Origin of the sequence: Bacillus sp. 005/A4HT-01/001 (assembly GCF_004634445.1) — a bacterium.
GTDB lineage: Bacteria > Bacillota > Bacilli > Bacillales > Bacillaceae > Bacillus > Bacillus altitudinis.
In genome coordinates, this window is the sequence record NZ_SEIZ01000001.1 from 606364 (window position 1) to 630270 (window position 23907).

Sequence of the window (23907 nt, forward strand, 5' to 3'; positions counted from 1 at the left end):
TAGGTCTTTTGAAAAATAGTTGGCGTTAAGCGAAAGTATAGGTGATGTTTTGAATTACGAATTGTTTAAAGTCATACACGGGATGGCTCATCATTCTGAGTTTTTAGATCAGGCCATGATTTTCATTACGAAAAAGGCCATTCTCGTATATGCCCTCGTCTTATTGATTTGCTGGTTTTTAGGTAATCACAAATTTAAGAAGCATGTCTTCTTTTCTGGTGTAACAGGCATCGTGGCACTCATCGTCAATTTTGCCATTACGCTGTTTTATTATGAAGAGCGGCCGTTTGTGGCGCACAAAGTCGACACACTCATCCCGCACTCAGCAGACGCTTCCTTCCCAAGTGACCACACAACAGGTGCACTGGCTCTTTCACTAGCCATTCGATCCCGTAATAAAAAACTCGGCAATATTTTGCTTGTTTTTGGATTACTGACAGGGTTCTCCCGCATCTGGGTCGGTCATCATTATCCATTTGATGTATTAGGCAGCTTGATCGTATCGATTGTGGTTGTCTTTATCATGAATAAATTATGGAAGTTCTTTGACTCTCCAATTGACCGTATCGTGACATTTTACGAGAACATTGTGGGCAAAATTTTCAGAAGGAAGCAAAAGGACCAAGGATCAGACCTGTCCAACTCTTAAGCGGCTTGCGATAAAGTATGGAAGACCTCTCTTCTACTTTATCCCAGCCGCTTTTTTCATTGTTTGTTTTCCTCTGACCATACTCGAAAAATAAAGGCTGACGCTAATGCCGACAAGAGAAATCATGATCAATGTCCAGCCTAATTGTTCAAAATGAGAACCTGCAATTTCCTCACCAAACAGCATGCCAAGCACGGCAGATGACAGAATGGAACCAAGGTACCTGCATGTTTGAAAAAGCCCAGAGGTCGTGCCAATCATTTGTTGAGGGCTCGCTTTTAACATCGCAGCTTGAAGCGCAACATTTCCAATCCCGTAACTGAGTCCAAGCAAAGCAAGAACCAGTCCTTTCCCCCAGAATGGCGCCGGAATAAAAAAGAAAGTCATGGCAGAAGCACCGGCCAGCATCAGCACAGCACTTGCCAAAACAGGGTGCCGTTCATCGCCGCGATCTACCCACTTGCCAGTCAGCGGCGATACCATAATGCTCACGCCAGACATGCAAAGCATAAAGAGACCTGTCATCTCCACACGCCAGCCCAATTCATCCTGAAAATAACTTGGCAAGCCAAAAAAGAGACAATAGAAGAAAATATTCAAAATGATAAATTGCACATACACAAGCGAAAGCCGTTTCTCCTGCCTGAACATCTGAATTTGGATAAATGGTTCATCCACCTGATATTCCCACCATATAAAAACACCCCCACTCACAAGACAGAGAATGCCCTGTACATACTGAATACCATCAGATAGTGATAATAAAAAAGAAAGCAAAAGGACAATACAAACTGTAAATAGCAACATCCCTGGCAAATCAAGCTTTCGGACAGTGTCTCCGATACGCAATTTTTTCTTCTTCTCCTTAGGAAACAAGGAAAGGCCTAGAAAAAAACTGATCAATATGAATGGCAAATTCACTAAAAAGATCGCCGGCCAGCTGCCGATCGTCATCAAAAACCCGCCAAGTGTCGGCCCGAGTGCTGTCATCGCTGAAGCAAAGATGGACAATACCGCTAAAGCAGAAGCTTGTCGTTCCTTCACATGATCCCGAATCAGTCCAACACCTGAAGGATAGATCGCACTGCTTCCAATCGCCTGTAGAAGCCGGATCACAATCAGCACCGCAAAAGTCGGGGCAAACGGCGCACAAATGGCTGAGACTGCCACTAGAACTAGTCCAAATAAAAATAAGGTTCTTCGGCTCATCACATGATCTCCAATTCGTCCACTCACCGGCTGCGTGACCGCGCTGGCCAAATAAAAGGTTGAAATGAGCCAAGATACCGTCGTAAACGACAAACCGAACTCATGCTGAATTTGATGCAAGGCTAAAGAAATCATTGAGGAATTCAATGGATTTAACATCGTTCCAAAAGCAATCGCCGTTAAAAAGACTTTTCGGTTGTTTTTCCATTTGATCATACACCCGCCCCCTTCTTTTGACATACACGTTCTTTGTCTATCTCCTCGTTATTATGAGATTCATTTCCCTTTTTTACCCTGATCAATTCAAGTTCTCTCTCCGAAAAGCAAGACATACATTTTAAAAAGGGCAAGTGTTGGAAAAGCGCATATAAAATTGAGAATATGAGGAACAAATGGTAAGATGCTACACATATTGAAAAGCCTACTTTCTCCTTATACGGAGAACGGCTGAAAAGGAGGAGAAGCTTATTATTAAAAAAAGACGGTTTTGGGTCCCAGCCCTTTTCTCGGTTGCAGTATTACTTCTGTCTTCGTGTGGTTCAAATGAAACAAATGGGAACGGAGATAAACGTAATTCTACAGCGAAAGGGTCGCCAATTTTGGAGGATGGGAAATTTATTTTTGCAGCATCAGGTGAATTCCACCCATTCAGTTACATGGATGGAAACCAGATGTCCGGCTTTGATATTGATGTCGGCAATGCGATTAGCGACAAGATGGGCCTAGAGCCTGTACAGAAAAAATATAAATTCGCAGGCATCGTCGAAGGCGTCAAAGCAGGTAAATTTGATGCCGCCGTTGCAAGTCATACCATCAACGAGGAACGAAAAAAACACGTCCTTTTTTCTCAACCGTATTACTACTCAGGTCCGCAAATCTTCACAAGACCCGGCGCAGACATTCACAGTGCAGATGACTTAAAAAACAAAGAAATCGCTGTCTCTAAAGGTTCGTCTTATGCGGATATTGCCAAAGAACATAGCGGTCAGGAACCGAAATATTACGACAGTGATGTTGTCGCTTTAGAAGCACTAGCCAATGGCAAACACGATGCGGTCGTCACTGATTTTGCCACAGGTGCAGAAGCCATGAAGAAAAAACTAAAAATTGAAGCACAAGAAAGACTCGGGCAAAGTGAGCAAGCAATCGCTGTCTCTAAAGACAATAAAGAGCTCATAAAAGAAATCAACGATGCGATTGATGCACTTAGAAAAGACGGAACATTAAGACAAATTAGCGAAAAGTATTTTGACGAAGATATTACCGTCAAACAGGATTAAAACCACGATTGTGCGCCTTTCTCTAGGCGCACTTTCTTCAAATGGAGATGATTGTTTTGCCTACCTTATCACACTTTTTTCAAACGCTGATTGATTCTAGAGGCGTTTTCTTAGAAGGAATGCTGCTCACCTTACAACTCACTGTCATCAGTATTTTCATCGGCATGTTCATCGGGCTTTTCTTTGCCTTACTAAAAATATCCCGCGTAGCCGTTTTCGGTTATATCGCAAATGCCTATATCTTCCTTGTACGCGGAACACCACTCATTGTGCAGATTTTTATCCTGTATTTTGGGCTGACAGAATTAAATATACCCGACTTTTGGGCAGCCTCTATTGCGCTTGCCTTCCATAACGGTGCCTATATAGCAGAAATATTTAGAGGTGCGATTCAATCAATCGATCAAGGTCAAAAAGAAGCAGGACGTTCTCTTGGCATGGGGCGATTTCTAACCATGAGACGTATCATTCTCCCGCAAGCGATGCGGCGCGCCCTTCCCCCTCTCGGCAATCAGTTTATCATCGGCTTAAAAGATTCATCACTTGCTGCCTTCATCAGCGTCAATGAACTCTTTAACATAGCCACTACTCAAGGCTCCAACAGTTTTGACAACATGACGTACTTACTTGTCGTGGCTGTCTATTACTTAGTTCTTGTCCTGCTGTTAACATTCGCTGTGCAAACCGTTGAGAAGAAACTTTCAGTCAGTGATCATTAGGAGGAGAAGCATGACAGAATCAAAAGAGATCATTCGTGTTGAAAAACTGAATAAACACTTTGGAGAGCTACATGTCTTAAAAGATATCGACCTCACTGTATATGAAAATGATGTCGTCGTCTTAATTGGTGCAAGCGGCTCTGGGAAAAGCACCTTGCTCCGTTGTATGAATTTTTTAGAAATAAAAAATGACGGTCAGATCATCATTGATGGCAGTCCCGTTCATCCAAAACGAGATCAATTAAATGAAATGAGGCAGAAAATAGGCATGGTGTTTCAGCATTTTAATCTCTTCCCGCACAAAACCGTGCTTGAAAACATCATCGAAGCACCGGTTATGGTGAAAAAAACAAAGAAAGCACAAGCGATAACTGAAGCCAATGTCTTATTAGAAAAAGTCGGACTAGCGGATAAAGCAAAAGTGTACCCTTCAAAGCTATCAGGCGGTCAAAAACAGCGTGTTGCCATCGCACGAGCTCTTGCCATGAAGCCCGATGTCATGTTATTTGACGAGCCCACTTCTGCGCTGGACCCAGAGCTTGTAGGCGAAGTGCTGCAAACCATGAAAAGTCTTGCCAAAGAAGGCATGACAATGGTCATCGTCACTCATGAAATGGGCTTCGCAAAAGAAGTAGCTGACCGAGTTGTTTATATGCATGAAGGACGAATTGTCGAACAAGGTACCCCATCAGAATTATTTGATTCTCCCCAAGAGGAGCGAACCAAATTGTTTCTCAGTTCGATTTTATAGGTCAAACGCCCTTTATTTTTCGTCGTTCATACACGTTTATTCTCATTTTTTACGAACTTTTCATCCATTTATATTGATAATGACCAAAAAACCATGTTAGATAAACTTACATAAATATGTTATATATGACTTTTCTCTCTATAATGAAGAATTAAGAAATCTATTAATTCTGAATGATTCGGGGGAATGCAGCATGCAAATGGGTGATACAGTATTTATGTTCTTCTGCGCACTACTCGTGTGGTTAATGACACCGGGTTTAGCCTTATTCTACGGAGGACTTGTGAGAAGTAAAAACGTGTTAAGTACGACAATGCACAGCTTAACCTCACTAGCCATTGTCTCTATCGTCTGGATCGTGTTTGGCTATTCACTGGCCTTTGCGCCAGGCAATGCATGGATCGGAGGCTTTGACTGGGTTGGACTAAAAGGCGTTGGCTTTGAACCTGGTTCATATAGTGATACGATTCCACATTCATTGTTCATGATGTTCCAAATGACCTTTGCCGTCCTCACAACAGCCATTATCTCTGGTGCCTTCGCTGAACGTATTCGTTACTCAGCGGTGGTCGTGTTTACACTCCTTTGGGTCACATTTGTATACGCTCCAGTCGCACACTGGGTATGGGGTGGCGGCTGGATTGGCGAAATGGGAGCACTTGATTTCGCCGGTGGAAACGTCGTCCACATATCATCCGGTGTGGCTGGTCTAGTCGTAGCCATTGTTCTCGGGAAGCGAAAAGAAGCGGCAAGTTCTTCTCCGCATAACTTGATCTACACACTTCTTGGTGGAGCTGTGATTTGGTTTGGCTGGTTTGGATTTAACGTAGGAAGTGCCCTCACATTAGATAGTGTCGCCATGTATGCCTTTATTAACACGAATACAGCAGCTGCTGCAGGAATCATCGGCTGGCTGTTAGTCGAATGGATGATCAACAAAAAACCAACGATGCTAGGTGCAATCTCTGGCGCCATTGCAGGCCTAGTAGCGATTACACCTGCCGCAGGTTTTGTCACACCATTCGCTTCGATCATCATCGGAATCATCGGCGGAATCGTTTGTTTCTGGGGCGTCTATTCACTCAAAGCCAAGTTCGGCTATGACGATGCACTGGATGCATTCGGTCTCCACGGAATCGGCGGTACGTGGGGAGGCATTGCTACAGGCCTTTTCGCCACTACATCTGTCAATGATGGCGGAGCCAACGGCTTATTTTACGGCGATCCAAGCTTACTTTGGAAACAAGTTGTCGCCATCGTGGCCACATACGTCTTTGTTGCAGTTGTCACATACGTGATCATCAAAGTCGTCAACATCTTCTTCAAGATCCGCGCAACTGAAGAAGAAGAATCAGTCGGTCTTGATTTAACGATGCACGGCGAAAAAGCATATCAAGATTAAAGAAAAAAGGGGTGTCTCTATGAGCAAAATGTATAAAGTGGAGATTGTCACACGTCCAGCTAATTTTGAAACATTAAAGGTGGAGCTTGGAAAGATTGGTGTCACCTCGATTACCTTTTCCAATGTGCACGGCTGCGGATTACAAAAGGGACATACGGAACTATACCGTGGCGTCAAAAAGGAAAGCAATGTGTACGAACGTTTAAAGATTGAAATCGTCTTAAGCAAAGTACCTGTTGAACAGGTCGTGGAAACAGCACAGAAAGTACTGCGTACAGGCGAACCAGGGGATGGGAAGATTTTTATATATGAGATAGAAAATACAATCAACATTCGGACAGGTGAAGAAGGACCTGCCGCCTTATAGCATCCCCTCCGCCATATGGCGGAGGTTTTTTTAAAGACAGAAAAAAACCTCTGTGCATTTATCTACACAGAGGATCTGACATGACATTAAGATTGTTTTGTTTCTTCTGACTGACTGCGGTCTTTAGAGGAATCAGAAGACTTTTCTTGATCAGAGGATTTCCCCTTCTCATCAGACTTATCTTCAGATTTTTCTTCAGCCGGCTCTTTTGCCTTATCGTCAGCAGCAGGTTCCTTCATTTTGTCATCAGCTTTTGGCTGAGCAGGTTCTTTTGCTTCTTCCGTCACTTCTTGCGCTGCTTTTTCAATGGAAGAAACAGGCTTATCAATGAAGCTAAGCGGATTAAGCGCTAAACCTTCCATACGAATTTCAAAGTGAACATGGTTGCCGCTTTCAGCACCATATAGATTCTTACCAGAAGCACCGATGACATCATTCTGCTTTACTTCATCGCCTTCTTTTACACTCACTTGAGACAACGATTGATACACAGTAGACAATCCATCTTCATGTTCAATTTCAACAACGTGACCGAGAACTGGATCTTTTTTCGCCTGAACGACTGTTCCACTAAGAGCAGCTGTGACATCAAACACTTTGCCATCTTTATCTGCAAGATCAATACCTTTGCTTAAGGTATAGGTGTTATTATAGTTTACAAGTGCTGCTTCTTTTTCTTTTTGATCAGCATCTGCTTCATAGAACTTTTTCACGACAGAAACATTCTCAGAATTCTGGACCGGCATAGCGACATTTTCAATTGGCTTTCCAACTTCAACGGCATCATCACGCTGTTCTTGTCCTGTTTGATTTCCATCAGATAGTTGGTCTTTCACATCTTTCGATACAGCTTGATACCAAAGAACGGCTGTTAACACGACCGCTGCGCTGACCAAGTAAATAGCAGGGAATACCCAGCGCTTACGGAAAAATTGCTGAACTTTTGTGATTTTGGAAGTACGTTTCTTTTCTTCCTCTCTCATTTTTCATCACCTCAGCAACATTCTGAACACTTTTCAAAAAATATATACACACGAAATCATTTTTCTTTTTATTTTGCGCAATCGCATCAATAATATGTATGATGAATGAAAAAAGATGGGGGTACATATGGTGAAAACTTTCAACCGCATGGCAACAGAAGATGACCTCAAAGAGATCGTCGATATCTACAATTCAACGATTGCTTCAAGAGAAGTAACGGCCGATACAGAACCTGTTACAGTAGAAGACCGCCGTCAGTGGTTTTTGAATCATTCAGAGAAACGTCCTCTCTATGTGAAAACAGATGAGGAAGGAAATATCTACGGCTGGCTCAGTTTTGAAACGTTTTACGGCAGACCTGCATACAACGGTACTGTTGAAATGAGTATTTACTTGAACCAAAACTATCGAGGAAAAGGTTTAGGGTCACTGTTCTTACAAGAGGCGCTCGAATTGGCACCCTCATTAGGCATCCGAACGTTACTTGCCTTTATTTTCGGCCACAACGAAGCCAGCATCAAATTATTTAAGAAGCACGGATTTGAGACTTGGGGACATTTGCCACGCATCGCAGAAATGGACGGCAATCGGTACGACTTAGATATTTTAGGAAAAGAATTATAAACTGAGCGTCTCTTGAAGAAAGACACGCTTTAGATTGTTGACAAAGGGCTAAAATGAACTTTAATTTAGCCCTTTGTCTTCTTTTCAGCGTGATAGAAAACCTTTGCAGCCCGAGGAAGGACGAGTACTGGCGCGGAGCGAATGTCACATTCGTGAGCACCAGCACGCAGGACTGACAAAGAATGCGAAGGTTTGTCTACACGCTGGAGCGTCTCTTGAAGAAAGAGACGCTTTTTTATGAAGCATGCACCAACTGCTCAAATTGCTTCGCATTTTGAAGCGATTTTCTTTTCAGAATGATACCATGTTCATCAATCAGAAGCGCTTGCGGAACAACTGTTACTCCATACAACTCCATAATTTGTGATGAGCGCATATAAACAGCTTGCTCCGGCAGCAATTGAAGAAGCGAGGCATCATCGGCTTGTTCATCTCCATTAATAACAATCACATGAGCATCATCATGTGAAGTTTGAGGCTGCACATCAGACAAAATACTTTTACAAGTCATACAAGTAGAATTCACAAATAACAGCATCACAGCTCGCCCATTTTGCAAATACTCCTTCAAGATCACCTTTTCACCTACATGCGAATAACTGCGAAATAACGGAGCCGGGTCACCAATATCCGCTTCCTTCAATTCAATTCCATCAAGAGATTTTATTTTATTCATAAATCTCCCGATAAAACGGGCAAGCAAAAACACGACAGCCAGCTGGGCAATGACAATTAATAACACAATGATTAATAAAATATCTGTCATTTCATTTTATCTCCTTCTATAATTGATCCATCTGCAATCTGGAATGAGTCGATCCACTTTCGCTTCAATAGCACAATTTCTTGGCTGACCGCTATGATCAAACAGACAGCCGCTGCAATGAGAAAACAAATCATTTTCAACCGCAATGAAATCATTTCAACACTAGGATGTACATAAAATAACCCTGCCACAAGAGTAAGCATCAGCAGATTGCGAATCACAATCCCCCAATGCAGGCGATCGTTTTCCAGTAATCCTCCACAACCGCACGAAATATCACGATGCCCCCTCATTAAATTGAACGTAACCGCTCCAGTGTAAATACATAACAGGGCTGTAAGGCCCACTGCAGGCAGGACAGACATGTTCCATATAAACAAATGAATCGTACAAACCAACTCAATCAACAAAAATACATAAAACATGGGTGCCGCGAAAGAAGGCGGCAGCAGCCGATAAGCATTGATCTGTTGGACATGTGCCTTCTGTTTCCTTGCTTTATCCAGCCATGCACCTGCAAAAATGATTCCTAGTAAATAGACTCCTATGAAATAAAAGACACTCACCTTACACCATCTCCTTTTGTTGAAATAGTTGAGATTGTGCCTCGTATAGCCTTCTGTATTCTCCGTGTAATGCCATCAGTTCATCGTGGTTGCCCTCTTCAATGAAAGCACCATCTTTCATGACGATGATACGGTCTGCTAAGCGGGCCGCTCCCATACGATGTGTAATAAACAAAACACCTTGATCCTGCGTATGATCGAACAACTTTCGAATGAGTGAGATCTCCGACAATGGATCGAGAGCAGAGGTCGGTTCATCTAAAATAATAAAATCACTTTCTCTAAAGAAGGTTCTCGCCATCGCAAGCTTTTGCCATTGTCCGCCAGACAATTCATGTCCCTCTTCAAAAAAGCGACCTAGCTGCGCATCATATGTGTCTTCCATTTCATTAATTCTTTTCTCTATACCTGCTTGACGGGCGGCTGAAATCAACCGCTCTTCCTCTTCTATATCATCAATACGGCCAAACCCTATGTTTTCTCTCACAGTGAATTCGTACTTCATAAAATCTTGAAAAAGAACAGCCATTCTCGCATGATAGGACTTTTTATGGATGGTGGAAATATCCTCTCCATTGACTTTGTGCATATTCTGTTGATCTGGATCGTATAAGCCGGTTAAACATTTGATTAAAGTGGTTTTACCGGACCCATTATCTCCTACTAATGCAATTCGTTCACCTTTATTCATATGAAAATGAATATGCTCAATCGCTGGTTTTTTCATATTCGGATAAGTAAAAGAGAGATTGTCTAATGTAATGGACTGGATATGCTCAATTCCCTGAAGCGACGCTGCCTCTTCCGTCTGTTCATGCATTTCCTCTTCTCTCTTTAGAAAAGCTCTCATTTCATCAACATATAGGCTCGTTTCATATAAACTAGAACATTCCCTCGTTAAATCTTGAAACCCACTTTGAATGTTTTGTACAGCTTGTAGCACTGCAACAAACGTACCCGCAGCTAATTTTTTTTGAAAAATAAGAAAGACAATCAATAAACCACAGCACACATAGGCCAATGTCATGAGCAACCCGCCTGCCATCTCCCAGCGCACTTGGCGTTTCAGCAAATTATATTTTTCATCTGCACTTTTAACGTAGTGACCTCTCCACTTTTGAAGAAGATAATTCCCTATTCCATATAAACGAACTTCCTTTAAAGAATCTCGCTGTGCGACGAGATCAGATACATACATTTCTCTTCGATCATTAGCCGTTAACAAACGATTTAATCGATAACGTGCGCCTCCAAAGAAAAGTTCAATCCATAATACAGGCAAGGTAAACAAGAACAATATGACCGCTAAGCCCCAATGAATACCGATCATATAAATAAGAAGTGATACAACAGTAATCAACGCGCTCATCATTGTAAAAATACTTCTCACCATACTGAGAACATGCTGATGACTGTTCATCACACGTTGACTTTCATTGTAAAAGGACGGGTGCTCAAACGTAATAAACGGCAGTCTTATCGCTTTTTGAAGCAATTCACCTTTCAAATGGAGACCAATCAGATTTGTTGCTTTCTGTTGACTAAGCTGAAGAATAAATTGAAGCCCATATCCTAAAATCACAATGACCATTTGCAGTCCAAATAACCACAAAACCTTTTGGATGTCACCTGAAGACGTCATAAATAAAATAATTTCATTAATCAAAGTTTGAATAATCCAGACACTAGCCAAAGGCATAAAACCAACGATCACTTGAATGAACAAAGTTAAAAGAAGATAAGAACGACTTTTTTTCCAAGTATAGGAGATTGCATATAAACAATGGTTCACTGTACTCATGAGATGCTCCACCTTACACCATTTAGTATAATTGACATATTTTTGATATTTGTAATATGATAGCTTTGCGTAACTTCACTTTGAGAGGACGATATACGATGAATTCAATTTTTCTTATACAGCTCGCTCTTATGATTTGCAGTCTTCTATTAACGGCTGGAATTATCATCTATTTAAAACAACAGATGCAGCTTATCATCTTACCTATAGAACACGTGGGGCAGAAACTTGCGCATCCACTTCTCGAACAGCCATCACCCATTCACATGAATGATCTGCTGCAAACAAATCGTACACAACAATTACTGATCTTCACTGACACAGCATGTCCGCACTGCATTCCATCACTCGAACAATTTCTAGAAACAAAAAAGCAGCATAAACTAAACGTTTCATTGAGTATTTTGTTGAAAAACGGGCAAAAAAAAGACCAAGAATTATATCGTGATAACGAAACAAACTTGCGAATTATTCCGGTAGATGAACAATTGATAAACGCATTCCAAATTCAGGAGTTTCCGTTCTACATCATGGTAGAAGACAATGATACCATCTCATATGCAGCACCTTTTCCAGACGGTCTTTATTCAAGACTAGCTGCAAACTAAAGATAAATGAGGCATGTGAAGAGCATTAAACACATGCCTCATTTTTTATTATTGTGAATTTGGCTGAACATCCTTCCCTTTTTCCTCTGCAGCGATATCATTAGCTTCGCTTGAAGCGGATGTTTGTTCCTCAGCTTGTTCAAACTCACTGCGAGCTTCATTTGAAATGTCAACTTGATCACCGTGCTGATTCACAGTAACAGAAGAAGATCCCTCTTTTTGAACCTCTTTCTCTAGTTCCTTTAATTTAGAAACATGAAGCTCTAAATCTTTTCCTTGCTGAACTAAAGTCAGTTGTTGAAATAACGCCTTTCTCTCTTCTGGAGAATGGTCGCCTTGAACAATTTGCGCTGCTTGGGTCAAAAAAGAATTTGATGTATGGCCTGCTTGACGCTTATTTGACGTCTGCATAGCATTTGTTACTAATGAAATTGGAGTTATGCTCATGCGTTCACACCCTAATAAATAAGATACTTAGATTTAGCAGCCACATTTAACGCGTTCTTGGCTAGTACAAATCTCACCTGTGTCACGATCCACATAGTAACGGAAAGTTCCAACGCCTTGAAGGAAACAAGTTGGTGCTGATTGGCAAGAAGTTACCAATCTTTGCAAAATACATCTAGCAGCTGCAGGTTGAACATTGGTCATTTTGTTTAAAATTCGATCTAACATATGAATTCCACCTTCCAATTTTTATGGTAATACAATACAATAATAACCAATTTATAGACAACTAACAACATATTTTGATAAATTTTCTAATTACTTTAAACTACTTTTCTTATTTATGACAAAATCTGCAGATTACATTTGTAGTAATTGTTACTTTTTTCTTATTCAAAAATAATTTATTTATCCATAAAAAGTAAATGAAAGATAGAAAAAAGGTCAATTCACTCTTCCTAAAGTACTACTTGCTCAAGTATGATATAGAGTGAATACATAAAGGAGTGAACACAATTGCAACAAACTGAGAAAATCATTCAATCTCTTCATTCAATAACAAAGTGGGGAAAGGTTGGGAGCATCTTTCTCTATATTTCAGGTGGTCTATCCATCCTCAGTGGGTTTTGGCTTGTTCTTCCTGCTGCCATTGGCGTTTTTCTGATTATGATGGGAATTCATGTCCAAAAATCCGTGAAAGCAGCTGAACAATTGATTCAAGCGCCTGATACTTCTTACGAAGAATTATTGGAACAATATGCTAAGATGATGAAAATGCAAACACTGTTTGCGATTTCAAGTATTGCCGCCGTTATTCTCTCATTCATCGCGATTGTTTTGATGTTTATACTAGGCGGACTAGCCTTTCTCCAAGAACTCCCTACCGATGTCCAACAGTACGAAGATTATTACGAAGAAGAACTTGGTGACTTTTATTAATAGAAAGGGGTATCAATGAAATACGATACCCCTTTTTTATTTGAGTTGGCATAGACTTGATACTAAACTTGACAATCAGTCTTTATCATTTTAAAATACAAATCGTAATCATTACGAAATAAAGGAGGATTATAGCAATTATGCGCGTGAAAATCACCTTAGCCTGTACTGAAACAGGTGACAGAAACTATATCACTACAAAAAATAAACGAACGAACCCAGACCGATTGGAGTTAAAAAAATATTCTCCACGATTAAAGAAATACACCCTTCATCGGGAAACAAAATAATTTTTAAGATCTAAATCGTAATCATTACTATATAAGTGAGGCGGCATACAAAATGAGCATGTTCAAAAGGACTAAAACAAATGGATAAAAGAATACCTGTCACAGTTCTAAGCGGCTTTTTAGGAGCTGGAAAAACCACGATATTAAATCATGTTCTTCAGAATCGTAAAGGGCTAAAAGTAGCTGTTATTGTCAATGACATGAGTGAAATAAACATTGATGCGGAATTAGTTAAGCAAGGCGGCGAACTCTCTCGATCAGATGAGAAACTGGTTGAACTATCTAATGGTTGTATTTGTTGCACATTGAGAGAAGATTTATTAATTGAAGTAGAACGCCTTTGTAAGGCTGGGAATATCGATTATATTGTCATTGAATCTACAGGTATTAGTGAACCAATTCCTGTCGCTCAAACTTTCTCTTACATTGATGAAGAAATGGGCATAGATTTGACACGTTTTTGCAGATTAGACACGATGGTAACGGTGGTAGATGCAAACCGTTTCTGGACAGATTTCCAGTCAGGAGAAAGTTTATTGGATCGTAAAGAAGCAGTTTCAGATGATGATGAACGAGAGATTTCCGATTTACTTATTGATCAAATTGAATTTTGTGATGTGCTCATTATCAATAAATGTGATCTTGTATCGGCATCAGAACTAGATCGGCTTGAGCACGTGCTAACCAAACTTCAACCAGAAGCAACTATTATTAGAACCTCTAAAGGTAACGTACAGCCTAGTGATATTTTGAATACTGGTTTATTCGATTTTGAAAAATCTAGTGCTTCTGCGGGCTGGATCAAAGAAATCAATGCTGGACACTCTCAGCATACGCCTGAAACAGAAGAATACCAAATCTCATCTTTTGTTTATGAAAGAAGGCTTCCTTTTCATACTGGCAGACTGAATGCATGGTTAGATCAAATGCCAGAGCAAATCGTTCGAGCGAAAGGATTTACATGGCTAGCGACACATCATGATTTAACCATTTTAATTTCACAAGCCGGAAAATCTGTGGCAATTGAACCAATCGCATACTGGATTGCTGCCTTGCCTGAGCAAGAACGATCACGGATCTTAAATCAGGAACCAGAAATTCTAGATGAGTGGGATGCAGAGTTTGGTGATCGACATACAAAACTTGTCTTTATCAGTGTAGATTTACCTAAAGCAGATATTATTCGTACACTAGATCAATGCTTACTCACACCTGAAGAATTTGATCAAGATTGGACAACGTTTGAAGACCCCTTTCAATGGAACATACACACTTAAACCAGGAGGGTTTTAAATGGCAAAGAAATCAAAAATTGCAAAAGAAAAAAAGAGGCAGCAGCTCGTTTTGAAATATGCACAATTAAGGAAAGAGCTAAAAGAAAAAGGTGACTATGAAGCTTTGCAAAAACTACCTAGAGACTCTTCACCCACTCGCTTAAAAAACCGCTGTGAACTAACTGGCCGTCCTAGAGGTTACTTGAGAAAATTTAAAATGTCTCGAATTGCTTTTCGTGAGCTTGCCTATAAAGGACAGATTCCAGGAGTGAAAAAATCGAGTTGGTAAAGATTGATTTGATCTTAGCATAGTTCCTGTCAATGTAAAGCAGGACAAAATGAATAAAAGTCTCTTTTTCATCCTTATTCCGTCAATTTTGAGGTACAAAATAGCATTTTTAAAAACAGCAGAATCTCTGCTGTTTTTTTATGGGACCAAGCTTATAGGAAATATTATCCTGATGTTAAAAGAAGATTTTCAACAGTGATTATAGAATTTTCTCTTCTTTTCAAAAATCGATGATCATGATACTTTGTTGTCATTACCCGCCGATGTAGGACATCTCAACTTTTTTCTGATCTTTCTTTTGCTCTCTCTCAGCTGAATATTGATCCTGTCTGTTTGACCAAAGTTCCTTCAATATGTTCACTAGATATTCATCATTTTCTGAATTACGGATGAATCGTCTCAGGTCAAAGCCCGATGATGCAAAAAGACAGGTGAATAATTCGCCACGTGCAGATAGTCTAGCTCTATTACACGATCCACAAAAAGCATCTGAAACGGAAGAAATAATGCCAATCTCTCCTGACCCATCCTCATAAAAATAACGCTTGGCTACTTCCCCTTGATATCGAGGAGGTTCTGGTTTGATAGGGTATTTTGAATGAATTAGCTCCATAATCTCTTTTTTCGTCAATACATGCTTGAGATTCCATTTGTTCGTATTGCCAACATCCATGAATTCAATAAATCGTAGAATGTGTCCTTCTTTTTTAAAATAGGCTGCCATTGGTAAGATATCTTGATCATTCACACCTTTTTGGACAACCATATTGATCTTAATAGCAAGTCCAGCTTTTTTTGCAGCCTCTATCCCATCAAATACTTTTTGGATAGAAATTTGTCTTCCATTCATCTGCTTAAAACGATCTGGATTTAAAGAATCTAAACTAATGGTGACTCTATTCAGACCTGCTTTCTTTAGCTTATCTGCGTACAAAGGTAACAGCGTTCCATTGGTTGTCATCGCGATGTCTTCAATACCTGGAATTTTTGCGAGTTTTTCTATCAAAACGGGCAAATCTTTACGCATTAAAGGTTCACCGCCCGTAATACGTAATTTCACCACACCTAATTCCTTTGCAAAAAGCGCAGCAAGTCGTTCAATTTCCTCGAAGCTAAGCAGCTCTTCTTTATCTAAAAAAGGATAATCTGGTCCAAAGATTTCAGCAGGCATACAGTACGTACATCTAAAATTACAGCGATCTGTTACGGATATTCTTAAATCGCGCAATGGTCGATGTCTTTTATCCAAAATACTGACCATACTTAGCCTCCTATTCTGTAATACGCTGATGATGAGTATAGATATTAAAAGATTCTCCTCTTACGAATCCAACTGTTGTTATATTTAATTCTTCTGCCATTTTAAGTGCTAACTCAGTAGGAGCTGATTTTGATATGACGATTGATACCCCTAATTTTGCTGCCTTCAACAGAACTTCAGACGATATCCGGCCGCTAAATACAAGGATTTTATCTCTCAGTGGGATTTTATGAAGTAAACAATATCCATAGATTTTATCCAACGCATTATGCCGTCCTATATCCGTCCTAGTGATGAATAGCTTTTCTGTATCACATAGTCCAGCATTATGGACACCACCAGTATGTTGAAATAACTGACTTTCCTCCTGTAAACATTTCATTAAATGAATACAAGTTTCAGCAGAAATACTGATTCGGTCAATGGCTGTTTTTGCCGTCTTCACATCTTGGAGAAAATAAAAATGTCTTCCTTTCCCACAGCAAGATCCGATCACTCGTTTTGTAAAATCTGAGGATTGGAACTGAGTTGAGTGATGTAAGTCAACATATGCAAAACCCATACTTTCATCTATTGTAAACCTTTTAATCTCTTTTTCAAATCGCATGACTCCTTCTGAAGCTAAAAAACCGATCACCAATTCTTTCAAATGATCCGGTGAACAAACGAGTGTGACAAACTCTTCACCATTCACCAGCACGGTTAAAGGGAATTCTTCTACAACTTCATCTGTTTTACATGTCATTTGACCTCTGCGATATTGGTGTATACGTCGTTTCGTTTTAACAGAAGGATTCATGATCTGATCTTCCTTTCAACACAAATTTAGTTATATGAACCAGACGAATTGTGATATTATTTTAAAAAGTCATAAAAATGTAACATATTTCTATCTTATCAAACTTTTTGTTTGCTTTATATGGAGGGAACACAATGAACAAAACAAAAAACCGTTGGCTTATCGCTACAAGTGCTGTGGGGATTCATTTATCTATCGGATCTGTTTATGCATGGAGTGTTTTTACGAATCCTTTACATCAAACCTTTCAATGGTCATTAACAGAAATAAGCCTGACATTTAGCATCGCTATTTTATTTTTAGGTTTATCGGCTGCCTTTATGGGGCATTTCGTTGAAAAGTATGGGCCGAGGGCATCAGGGCTCTTCTCAGCTATTTTCTTCGGCATTGGGATGACTGGATCAGGGTTTGCTGTTCACATGTCTTCATTACCTCTCCTCTATTTATTTTATGGTGTACTCGCTGGAATCGGATTAGGTGTAGGCTATATTGCACCAGTTTCAACATTAGTCAAATGGTTTCCAGATCGAAGAGGACTCGCAACGGGTTTAGCCATTATGGGTTTTGGATTTGCTTCTCTTATTTGCAGTCCCATTATTCAATTTCTCATTGAAAAAGTTGATATTGCAAATACCTTCTATATTCTCGGAATCTCTTATTTTATCATCATGGTCGTTTCATCTCTTTATTTATCACCACCAGCACCTGATGATGTCAAACAATTTAACGTGCTAAAAACAAACCAAAGGAAAATTCCTCAAGATTTATCACAGCTCACAGCAAATGAAGCCATTAAAACACGGCGTTTTTATTATTTGTGGGTCATGCTCTTTATTAATATCACATGCGGAATTGCCATTATTTCTGTAGCATCACCGCTTGCTCAAGAAAGTGTTGGTTTCACGGCCGGTGCAGCAGCTACTCTTGTTGGAATTTTAGGTGCTTTTAATGGGCTAGGACGGATCGGATGGGCATCCTTCTCTGATTATATCGGAAGGCCAAATACGTATACGATTTTCTTTACTATACAGCTCATTGCTTTTCCCTTACTTCCCTACTTAAAAGAACCGCTCATCTTTTCAATCGTGATGGCGATCATTTATACGTGCTACGGAGGAGGGTTTGCTTCAATTCCAGCCTATATCGGAGATTTATTTGGTACGAAGCAGCTAGGTGCCATACACGGTTATATTCTCACCGCTTGGGCCGCTGCTGGTTTAGCAGGACCTTTATTTTCCTCCTTTATTCGTGACATTACAGGCAATTACACACAAAGTCTCATGGTCTTCTCTGGCCTATTTTTCATTGCGTTTATCATATCTCTTCTCATTCGGAAGGATATTAAACAACTTCGTGAATCAAATCTTACTGCTCCTTCTTCTGTCACGGTCCGCTCTTAATATGAATTTGACAGAATGACAATCTACAGGTAATTTTTAGATATGAAAACGCTTTACAAAGTAATAGGAGGGTGACGATATCATGGGAAAAACAAAACACAAGGGGCCTATTAAACTCAACAAAAAACCCTCACCAAAGCTATGGGCCTCTTTTGCTCCTATGGGGCTTGGAAAAGTAAAACCGAAACACATTCGAGACACGATGAAAGTGGCATGGGAGAACAAAGATAATCTCCCCTATGCGTACCGTATATTGACTCAGGGCGTTTGTGACGGCTGTGCTCTTGGTGTATCAGGTTTATACGATCAAACACTAGCAGGGCCCCATATATGCACGACAAGACTGAATGTGCTACGGCTTAACACAATGCCAGCAATTGATCCAAAATGGTTCGAAGATATTGAGCGGCTCAAACAAATGGATAGCACGTCTCTTCGAAAACTTGGGCGTATTCCTTATCCACTGATTCGAAAAAAAGGTGAGAATGCCTTTACACGCATTTCTTGGGATGATGCATTAGATCAAATCGCCGCTAAAATCAAATCGATTGATAAACGTCAACTTGCTTTCTATTTAACGGCTAGAGGGATTACAAATGAAGTGTACTATACTGCGGCGAAAGCTGCGCGATTTATCGGAACAAATCATATCGATAATGCTTCTCGTATTTGCCATTCACCAAGCAAAACCGCTCTTAAACGCTCCCTTGGTATAGGTGCATCCAGCTGTAATTACAGTGATTGGATTGGAACAGATGTATTGATATTTTGGGGCTCTGTTGCAGCAAACAACCAGCCGGTTTCGACTAAATATATGTACGCCGCTAAAAAGAAAGGAACCAAGATCATTGTCATCAATCCATATAAAGAGCCTGCAATGGAAAAATATTGGGTCCCTTCTATTCCAGAAAGTGCTTTATTCGGCACAAAAATAGCGGATGATTTTTATCAAGTCAATATAGGCGGCGATATTGCGTTTATGAATGGTGTCATCAAACATTGGTTTGATATGGAGGAGCAAGCGCCCCATTCCGCTCTTGACCATGAATTTATCCAAGCGCATACAACCGGCATAAAAGATGTAAAGCAGCATGTCACTCAGTTAAAATGGTCGGATCTCGAAGCATCGTCAGGCTTATCTAAAGAAAGAATGAAGGAATTCGCTGTACTGCTTGCCAATGCCAATTCAGGGGTGTTTATTTGGAGTATGGGTCTCACTCAGCATCGCTTTGCCACTGATAATATATCACAAGTCGCAAACCTTGCCATGTTACGCGGGTTTATTGGCAGAAAACATTGTGGCGTTATGCCTATTCGTGGCCATAGCGGTGTCCAAGGTTCAGGCGAAATGGGTGCCGATCCATTCGTATTGCCCGGCAGTGATTTTGATGAAGAGAATATTAAAAGAATCGAGAAGATATGGGGATTTGATATTCCAAAATGGCATGGTGACACGATTGGGCAATCATTTGAAAAAATGGCTCTTCCAAAAGAACACCCGCAAAAGCTGAAGATGCTGTTTACTAGCGGTGGAAACTTTTTAGAAACAATGCCAAATCCTGAAGCGATTGAAAAAGCACTATCCGAGCTTGAACTCCGTGTCCATCAAGATATTATTTTGAACACCTCTACACTGGTAGAAGCAGAAGAGACTGTGATTGTTCTGCCTGCAATGACAAGATATGAACAGCCAGGCGGCGGTACATCAACCAGTACGGAACGCATGGTGTATTTCAGTCCGGAAATTGAAGGGCCACGCATTGAAGAAGCCAGAGCTGAATGGGACATTTATATTGACCTAGCAAAAAGGGTTCGTCCAGAAGATGCGAAGCTGATTCATTTTGACCATGCTGAAGACATTCGTCGTGAGATTGCCATCGCAAATCGGAACTATGATGGGATCCAGCATTTGCGTCATAAAGGGGATGTCTTTCAATGGGGTGGCGCATGGCTTTGCGAAGATGGGGTGTGTCCAACACCGGATGGAAAAGGACACCTGCTCCCAGCACAGCTGCCCCAATATCGAAAAACTGAGGGGCATTTCAATATCACGACAAGACGAGGCAAGCAATTCAACTCTATGATTTACAGTGAAAAGGATGCCTTTAATGGTGGAAAGCGGCATTCTATCTTGATGAATGAAGAAGATGCGAAAGAGCTTTACGTCCAAGAAGGCGATCCTGTTGTCCTTTTCAATCAATATGGATCCTACCAAGGAGTTGCTCAATTCGGAGAGCTGAAACGTGGAAATATTGCAGTTTATTGGCCTGAAGGAAACGTGTTAATACCAAAAGGAGTTTACGAAAGCTATTCCCAGATTCCAGAATACAATACCACCGCGATATTAGAAAAAGCCGAAACCTTTCATGCAAGAAAAGATCAGCACTACGTGGAGAAACGGATTGATGAATTAGAAACGACTTTAAATTGATCCTTTATGAAAAAACAGCTGGGGGTTTCTCCCCAGCTGTCTATTCACATCTTATTGACCAAAAGCGTTCGCTTCTTTTTGAAGAATATGATTCAATTCTTCTGCATTTGCTGCTGGTTGATATTGTCCACCACCAGCTTTGGCAACAGATTTTAGACTTTTTGCTTCTTTTTCATTTACATCGAAGCCAATGATATTGACGATTGTGTCAATACCTTCTTCATGTAATTGCTTCGCTGCTTGTGATGGGCTTCCGCCACATGTTTCCTCACCATCGCTGACAACATATACAATATTTTTTCCTTTAGCTTGGTGATCTTCAAAATCTTGTTTCGTATCAGTTAATGCTTTGGCAAGTGGTGTCCAGCCTGTTGGACCATACACATTTAGCGCTTGTTGAAAGGTTGCTTGCTCATATGTTCCAAATCCATAAACTGCTTCGGAACTTGCACAAGAAACGGCTTTTCCTGCATTTTTATTCGTTCCTTCATGACCAAAAACACGAAGCAAGACTTGTGTATCTTCTGATAAAATACTTGCGAAACTTTGGATCGAGCGTTTTGCGATATCGATTTTCTTTTCGCCTTCAACCGATTGTGCCATGCTTCCGCTTAAATCAAGTAAAATCACCACATGAGCAGGCTCCTTTTTCGTTACAGCATGAGCTGGTGAAGAAAGAAGCAGAACAAGACTCGCTAAAATGGTTAATATAATATTTCTTTTCATTAAAAAATCTCCCTTTTTTTCATTTGTACAGAAAAAGAGAAACGAAAGCATCAATCAATCGTTTCCCTTTTCTTCAGCAAGTTATTCGTGTAGTTTTAATGATTCTGCTGTAAGGATAGAACCCATTTCTTTCCCAGTGCTTGCTTGGTAGTAATGACCTTTACCAGCTTTAGCTACTTGCTTCAATTGACCTTCATAGCCATCGTTAAAGTCTAATCCAATCACATTGACTACAGTAGATCCTTTTGAGTTATGAAGCTCTTTCGCTACTTTCACTGGATCTCCACCACAAGTTTCTTCACCATCAGTAATTAAGTACACAATGTGTTTTGTTCCCTTATGAAGCTGCTTATCCGCTTGCTTTGCACTTTCAAGAGCACGTGCAATCGGTGTCCAGCCATTTGGTCCAAGACCGTTTAGAGAGTTTTCGAAACTATCCTTTTCGTAAGGCTGAACGCCATAAACGCCTCTAATGACTTCACATGATTGAGTTTTACCTGAGTTTTTGTTGTTTCCTTCAGATCCAAACAAGCTCATACGGATTTTAGCATCTTTCGGAAGAGACTGAGCAAATTTAAATACCTCTTGTTTTGCTAAATCGAATTTGCGCTCTCCATCCACTTTTCTTGCCATACTTCCACTTGCATCAAGTAAGATCGTCACTCTTACATCTTTCTTATGTTTTTTGGCTGATGCTGCTTCTGCAAATACTGGTGAAGAGATTGACATTGATAATGTCAATACAGCTAAGGTTACGAGTGTAAATACTTTTTTCAACATGCTTTTCCTTCCTCCTTATGTATTTGATTGAAACATCTTAATCGTAAAATATTCTGTCTTGGAATGGTATAGGACTCGATCCCTTTTTCTCTTTCATCAAAATCACTAAAATTCTGTCAGATGTCTAGATATATTCACCTAACGACTCTTTTGTCACCCACGTTTTCTCATTCTTTCGAGGGGCTTTGTATCGGCCATCGGTTCTTGTCGGGATGTAAATGTTTAAGATTTCCTGAGGTGCGCCTTAAGTCGCAATTTGTCACATTCTGTTCAAACCTCTTCACACATAAAAAAAGATGCCCCCATTTTGAGGCACCTTTGCTTTTATTTCTTAGCCATATATGTGTTCAGAAAGCGATCAGCTGATTCAATTTTTATCCCTTGATAATAATGTTTCACGATCGCCTCTACTTTTTTGCCTGACTGTGCCATATAATGTGCACCATACTGACTCATGCCCACACCATGGCCATACCCTTTTGTCGTAATCACGATTTGCTGACCCTTTCGTTCCCATGTAAAGTCTGCAGAGTGCAATCCTAGTGATTCGCGAATGTCTCTGCCCGACAATGTTTTTCCGTTAATGACGGCTTTGGCTACTTGATTACCTGGTGTTCGTTCTACAATTTCTCCCACCTGCTGCTGGCCAAGGGTCACACCCAGTTTTTGCTGAAATTCGCTCACTGAGATGGTTTTCTTGTTTTGGAATTTGGGTGATTTTTCGTCCCATTTACTTGAGACGCTTTTCAAATAAGGGATTTCATTTTTCCAATAAGCTTCTGCATTTTCGGTTTTCCCATTACTTGTTGAAAAGAAGGAAGCATCAATTGGTTTTTCGTCATACGTCAGTACTTTCCCTTGTGTACTGGCAACCGCTTCTGTGACCTTTTTTAATTTCCAATTGTACGCTTTTCCCCAAATTTTCTTCAGTTCCTGTTTATTTTTGTACACTTGGAACATTTGGGTGTCATCTACAAGAGAACCCTGTGGAGATTTGACGGTTTTATCAATGATCATTTGTCTGACGATATACGTTCTAGCGGCGAGTGCCTGTGCCTTGAGCGCCTCTATTTCAAAATCGGCTGGCATTTCAGAAGCGACGACACCGATCACATACTCTTCTAAGGGGATGTTTTCTACCTGCTGATGCGCTGAACGGTAGACGGGAATGGAGACGGGTGATTGTTTCAATTTGACTGAACCTTTCACTTCTTTTTTAACTGATGGTTCTGCTGCTACGTGTTGGCTGGCTGCTGGTTTTCCTTGGAACGTCGGCAACACGAGTAAGGTTGGAATCATTAAAATGATGATGCAAATTCCTGCGATTGTCCATATCATTGGTTTCATATTGGCTGCCCCCATTTGTCATTGAATCTCTTTTATCCTATGGGCAAGGACAAGCTAATATGACAGCTTCTTTCATTCATTGGACAAGTCTTTTGGTGATATGTTTGTGCTCTTCATCATTTGATTTACTGTTCGTCTTTATGAATAAAATTTAAAACGATTGGATACACTAATGATAAGCTTTTGAAAATGAAACCA

Annotated in this window: 25 protein-coding genes; 14 read left to right on the top strand and 11 right to left on the bottom strand. The window is 40.4% G+C overall.

Annotated features, from left to right (window positions below; translation table 11 throughout):
* The first annotated feature begins 49 nt into the window (after positions 1-49).
* The gene (locus ES896_RS03215) at positions 50-649 is read left to right on the top strand and encodes an undecaprenyl-diphosphatase (protein ID WP_008343330.1); all 600 of its coding nucleotides are present in this window, start codon (positions 50-52) and stop codon (positions 647-649) included.
* 33 nt (positions 650-682) lie between these two features.
* On the opposite strand, the gene ES896_RS03220 is transcribed toward ES896_RS03215, so the two are convergent.
* Positions 683-2074, bottom strand: a complete 1392-nt coding sequence (locus tag ES896_RS03220; protein WP_135226400.1) for an MFS transporter — start codon at positions 2072-2074, stop codon at positions 683-685.
* A gap of 218 nt (positions 2075-2292) precedes the next feature.
* On the opposite strand from ES896_RS03220, the gene ES896_RS03225 reads away from it, so the two are divergent.
* From ES896_RS03225 to ES896_RS03245, 5 genes are all read left to right on the top strand, one after another.
* The gene (locus ES896_RS03225; RefSeq protein ID WP_240688366.1) at positions 2293-3138 is read left to right on the top strand and encodes a transporter substrate-binding domain-containing protein; all 846 of its coding nucleotides are present in this window, start codon (positions 2293-2295) and stop codon (positions 3136-3138) included.
* Between the two features lie 41 nt (positions 3139-3179).
* Positions 3180-3857 (top strand): amino acid ABC transporter permease, encoded by a 678-nt coding sequence (locus ES896_RS03230; protein ID WP_007497584.1) that lies wholly within the window; start codon positions 3180-3182, stop codon positions 3855-3857.
* A 10-nt stretch (positions 3858-3867) separates the two neighbouring features.
* Positions 3868-4608 (top strand): amino acid ABC transporter ATP-binding protein, encoded by a 741-nt coding sequence (locus ES896_RS03235; protein WP_045033939.1) that lies wholly within the window; start codon positions 3868-3870, stop codon positions 4606-4608.
* A 193-nt stretch (positions 4609-4801) separates the two neighbouring features.
* Positions 4802-6010 (top strand): ammonium transporter, encoded by a 1209-nt coding sequence (locus ES896_RS03240; protein ID WP_008343343.1) that lies wholly within the window; start codon positions 4802-4804, stop codon positions 6008-6010.
* 19 nt (positions 6011-6029) lie between these two features.
* Entirely contained in the window at positions 6030-6377 is a 348-nt protein-coding gene (locus ES896_RS03245; RefSeq protein WP_007497589.1) for a P-II family nitrogen regulator, read from the top strand.
* 86 nt (positions 6378-6463) lie between these two features.
* Here ES896_RS03245 and spoIIQ read toward each other — a convergent pair whose 3' ends face one another.
* On the bottom strand, positions 6464-7360 hold the full coding sequence (spoIIQ, locus tag ES896_RS03250; protein WP_035389779.1) for a stage II sporulation protein SpoIIQ: 897 nt from the start codon (positions 7358-7360) through the stop codon (positions 6464-6466).
* Between the two features lie 127 nt (positions 7361-7487).
* On the opposite strand from spoIIQ, the gene ES896_RS03255 reads away from it, so the two are divergent.
* Positions 7488-7985 (top strand): GNAT family N-acetyltransferase, encoded by a 498-nt coding sequence (locus ES896_RS03255; protein WP_008343345.1) that lies wholly within the window; start codon positions 7488-7490, stop codon positions 7983-7985.
* A gap of 235 nt (positions 7986-8220) precedes the next feature.
* Here the strand turns inward: ES896_RS03255 and ES896_RS03260 are convergent, their stop codons facing one another.
* Genes ES896_RS03260 through ES896_RS03270 form a run of 3 tightly spaced genes read right to left on the bottom strand, consistent with a single transcriptional unit; the run spans position 8221 to position 11118 of the window.
* A complete protein-coding gene (locus tag ES896_RS03260; RefSeq protein ID WP_007497592.1) occupies positions 8221-8751 on the bottom strand; it encodes a TlpA family protein disulfide reductase in 531 nt (176 codons plus the stop codon).
* Positions 8748-9317 carry a MauE/DoxX family redox-associated membrane protein gene (locus ES896_RS03265; protein ID WP_017360025.1) on the bottom strand — a complete coding sequence of 190 codons (570 nt, stop codon included), beginning with the start codon at positions 9315-9317 and terminating at the stop codon, positions 8748-8750. The genes ES896_RS03260 and ES896_RS03265 overlap by 4 nt, the downstream gene beginning before the upstream one ends.
* 1 nt (position 9318) lies before the next feature.
* Complete coding sequence (locus ES896_RS03270; protein WP_046344658.1) at positions 9319-11118, bottom strand: ABC transporter ATP-binding protein; 1800 nt, start codon at positions 11116-11118, stop codon at positions 9319-9321.
* Between the two features lie 98 nt (positions 11119-11216).
* Here ES896_RS03270 and ES896_RS03275 point away from each other — a divergent pair, with 98 nt between their 5' ends.
* Entirely contained in the window at positions 11217-11726 is a 510-nt protein-coding gene (locus tag ES896_RS03275) for a thiol:disulfide interchange protein (RefSeq protein ID WP_135226401.1), read from the top strand.
* 48 nt (positions 11727-11774) lie between these two features.
* Here the strand turns inward: ES896_RS03275 and ES896_RS03280 are convergent, their stop codons facing one another.
* Entirely contained in the window at positions 11775-12173 is a 399-nt protein-coding gene (locus tag ES896_RS03280; protein WP_039165303.1) for a hypothetical protein, read from the bottom strand.
* A gap of 516 nt (positions 12174-12689) precedes the next feature.
* On the opposite strand from ES896_RS03280, the gene ES896_RS03290 reads away from it, so the two are divergent.
* The 4 genes from ES896_RS03290 to rpsN all read left to right on the top strand — a co-directional run bounded on the left by ES896_RS03290 (position 12690) and on the right by rpsN (position 14965).
* Positions 12690-13112, top strand: coding sequence for a DUF5362 family protein (locus ES896_RS03290; RefSeq protein WP_007497598.1), 423 nt, complete (start codon positions 12690-12692; stop codon positions 13110-13112).
* A 140-nt stretch (positions 13113-13252) separates the two neighbouring features.
* Positions 13253-13402, top strand: coding sequence for a 50S ribosomal protein L33 (rpmG, locus tag ES896_RS03295; protein WP_003214771.1), 150 nt, complete (start codon positions 13253-13255; stop codon positions 13400-13402).
* An 80-nt stretch (positions 13403-13482) separates the two neighbouring features.
* Positions 13483-14679: a GTP-binding protein gene (locus ES896_RS03300; RefSeq protein WP_135226402.1), complete on the top strand. Its 1197-nt coding sequence runs from the start codon at positions 13483-13485 to the stop codon at positions 14677-14679.
* Between the two features lie 16 nt (positions 14680-14695).
* Entirely contained in the window at positions 14696-14965 is a 270-nt protein-coding gene (gene rpsN, locus ES896_RS03305; protein WP_008343369.1) for a 30S ribosomal protein S14, read from the top strand.
* A 253-nt stretch (positions 14966-15218) separates the two neighbouring features.
* Here rpsN and moaA read toward each other — a convergent pair whose 3' ends face one another.
* Together moaA and fdhD are read right to left on the bottom strand one after the other, a co-directional pair.
* Positions 15219-16226 carry a GTP 3',8-cyclase MoaA gene (gene moaA, locus ES896_RS03310; protein ID WP_135226403.1) on the bottom strand — a complete coding sequence of 336 codons (1008 nt, stop codon included), beginning with the start codon at positions 16224-16226 and terminating at the stop codon, positions 15219-15221.
* Between the two features lie 10 nt (positions 16227-16236).
* The gene (fdhD, locus tag ES896_RS03315) at positions 16237-17025 is read right to left on the bottom strand and encodes a formate dehydrogenase accessory sulfurtransferase FdhD (RefSeq protein WP_008343373.1); all 789 of its coding nucleotides are present in this window, start codon (positions 17023-17025) and stop codon (positions 16237-16239) included.
* A 134-nt stretch (positions 17026-17159) separates the two neighbouring features.
* On the opposite strand from fdhD, the gene ES896_RS03320 reads away from it, so the two are divergent.
* Positions 17160-18425 (top strand): L-lactate MFS transporter, encoded by a 1266-nt coding sequence (locus tag ES896_RS03320; protein WP_046526719.1) that lies wholly within the window; start codon positions 17160-17162, stop codon positions 18423-18425.
* 82 nt (positions 18426-18507) lie between these two features.
* The gene (locus ES896_RS03325) at positions 18508-20856 is read left to right on the top strand and encodes an FdhF/YdeP family oxidoreductase (protein ID WP_129547938.1); all 2349 of its coding nucleotides are present in this window, start codon (positions 18508-18510) and stop codon (positions 20854-20856) included.
* Positions 20857-20907: 51 nt separating this feature from the next.
* Here ES896_RS03325 and ES896_RS03330 read toward each other — a convergent pair whose 3' ends face one another.
* The 3 genes from ES896_RS03330 to spoIID all read right to left on the bottom strand — a co-directional run bounded on the left by ES896_RS03330 (position 20908) and on the right by spoIID (position 23709).
* A complete protein-coding gene (locus ES896_RS03330; protein ID WP_046526721.1) occupies positions 20908-21582 on the bottom strand; it encodes a VWA domain-containing protein in 675 nt (224 codons plus the stop codon).
* A gap of 81 nt (positions 21583-21663) precedes the next feature.
* Positions 21664-22362, bottom strand: a complete 699-nt coding sequence (locus tag ES896_RS03335; protein WP_080964606.1) for a VWA domain-containing protein — start codon at positions 22360-22362, stop codon at positions 21664-21666.
* Positions 22363-22686: 324 nt separating this feature from the next.
* Positions 22687-23709 (bottom strand): stage II sporulation protein D, encoded by a 1023-nt coding sequence (gene spoIID, locus ES896_RS03340; RefSeq protein WP_116306369.1) that lies wholly within the window; start codon positions 23707-23709, stop codon positions 22687-22689.
* Positions 23710-23907 lie beyond the last annotated feature (198 nt).